This is a genomic window from Mesonia aestuariivivens (genome assembly GCF_019311235.1).
GTDB classification, from domain to species: domain Bacteria; phylum Bacteroidota; class Bacteroidia; order Flavobacteriales; family Flavobacteriaceae; genus Mesonia; species Mesonia aestuariivivens.
On the sequence record NZ_JAHWDF010000045.1, the window covers coordinates 1 to 2,263 of the forward strand.

Annotated in this window: 1 protein-coding gene and 1 pseudogene; one reads left to right on the top strand and one right to left on the bottom strand. The window is 32.3% G+C overall.

The window, feature by feature from the left end; genetic code table 11:
* Positions 1–247: 247 nt before the first annotated feature.
* A complete protein-coding gene (locus tag KW502_RS15150) occupies positions 248–1,159 on the bottom strand; it encodes a hypothetical protein (RefSeq protein WP_219041392.1) in 912 nt (303 codons plus the stop codon).
* Between the two features lie 841 nt (positions 1,160–2,000).
* On the opposite strand from KW502_RS15150, the pseudogene KW502_RS15740 reads away from it, so the two are divergent.
* Positions 2,001–2,263: pseudogene (locus KW502_RS15740) on the top strand (transposase); the annotation flags it as partial.

The window sequence follows — 2,263 nt, forward strand, 5'->3', positions numbered from 1 at the left end:
TATTGCCTACAACCTCAAGAAATACCTGAAGTTTATTGAAAAGCGCACCAAAAGTGGAGCAGGAATGCTCGGCATGTTTTTAAAGTTCATAATGACGTTAAATAATGCGTATAAGTCCATTTTAAAGGCACTTCATTTTGCTAATTTACAAACGATATAAAACTAGAAAACCGCTCTAAAGCGGTTTAAATGAATACGTTTTTTTTAAATTATGGGGTTGTGCAACGGTTACCGGTGTTGCCATTAGTTATTTTTCCACTCTTTTTAATTTCAGAACGTAAAATTGAACTTTGTCATCAGTATTCCAAATTAGATAATCTCTTTCTTGGGAAACGACAACAAAGGAAGAAAATAACTTTTTGTCCAAGTAAAAACTTAATATGTTCTTATCGTTATTAAACTTCCATTTCCATTTTCCTAAATGTTCAGTTTCTGTCCAGTTTTCAATACTGGTATCAGTCATTTTCAACTTTCCATTTCTTCTAAATTCTAAATCTGTAAAGTCTTTATTCTCGTTTTGTTCGGTTTTGATTAATCCACTGCTCAATTTTACAAATTCGTCTTTTTTATTTAGAATTTTATAGAGAGTAATTGAATCTGATTTAAAAAAGTCTTTATTACTGTTGTTAGTAAACCATTTCGTTTTTTTGAAATTGATGTTTTTAATTTCTTTCTCAAAATCCTTTAAAGTGACTTGATTTTCTTTTTTAGAGTAATCTCCGTAAGCTATTTGTTTGTCAAAATCAACTGTTAAATAATCGGTAAAGCAACTAAAGAAATCGTAATCGCCTTTAACTCCGTTATCTGAAGTTTCGCTTATTTTCCAAGGCGCAATTAAATAATATTTTCCGATTTCAAAATTTGCGATATATGGTCTGCATAGCATTCCATTATCTCCCCAAATTTTTATCCTTTTCCTTTTTTCTGAACCAATATACTTTACAATAACTTCTACTGTCATTGACAAAGGCATTATTCCGTCATAATTGTAAATTTCTTGGTCGAGAAAATCCGAGTATTCAATTACTTTTACCAAAGCGACAAATTCAGAGCCTTTTGAGATTTGGCTGAATGAACAATCTCCTTTACACTCGCAATCACAAGCAAATGATTTTACCGAAATCAGAAGTGTTATAAGTAGGAGGAAAGTTTTTTTCATAATTAATGGCAACGGTTTGGCTATGCACAGTGGCGTGCAAATAAGCACTTTCGTTAGTTTTTCAATCGAAAATTAGCAAAAAAAAATCGGACTTTTCACTTCAGCCCAAACCCAAGCCATTGTGTATAGCTGTTGTTAGCTTTTAGTGCTTTTTTGTCCGCTTTATAATTCATTTTATTTTTTTAAAATTCGGTTTTTTAATTGACTTTATTCATTTTAAATTTTCATTAATTCGGCAAAATTGCTTAAAGTTTGACTTCTTTTTTCAATTCTGATTTTTAATCGAACTAAAAGTTAGACGTTATTCAGCTCAGGGCTTGAGTAATCAATTTCACCAAGATTTTTATTCCACATTTGACTGAGAATTCAGGTTTTTACTTTTCCAATAATTTAAGTAAAGTTTTCCTGTCGCTATTGTCGAGCCAAGAATTAAAAAGTAAATCATAACATACTTTTTTTGAAGAAAACTTTCAGTAAATAAATCAGTCATACTAATTATTAATAATGTTATTCCTACGAGCCATAGAGATGTAAATAAAATCAAAATTTTTTTTGATGGGTTCGTAATAAAATTTCGCTTTAGTATTTCCATTTGTTTCTTTTAAAGTTCTATTTTTTCAGCATTAAAGCTAACGGTTTGGCTATGATTTCGGCGTGGAATCGTCCGTAGGACTATTCCGCAGAGAAATCAAGCTGGTTATATGTTTTACTTTTCGATTATGCACTGTCGCCACGCTGAATTATAGCCGGTGTGCGTGTTGCACAATTTACTAAAAAAGATTAAATTCATGATATGCAAGGCAAAAAAGTATAGCAAGAGCAGTTATCCAACAGTTTTTGGTTGAGTGACCGCGTACCGCCCACAAATTTCTACCGGCGTTTAAAGGATGCGTTGAACCTAGATTTTCTCTATGATCTTACTCGAGGTTTTTACGGCAGCAGTGGTCAAAAGAGTATAGATCCTGTTGTGTTTTTTTAACTCTGTCTGGTGGGCTATTTAGAGAATATCATCAGCGACCGCAAGCTTATTGAACATTGCCGTATGCGATTGGATATTTTGTACTTCATTGGTTATGATATTGACGAAGAGCTGCCCTGGCATTC

What these genes read in the sequence shown, in the direction of transcription:
- KW502_RS15150 (WP_219041392.1), bottom strand. Translation starts at nt 1,159, where the DNA reads ATGAAAAAAACTTTCCTCCTACTTATAACACTTCTGATTTCGGTAAAA.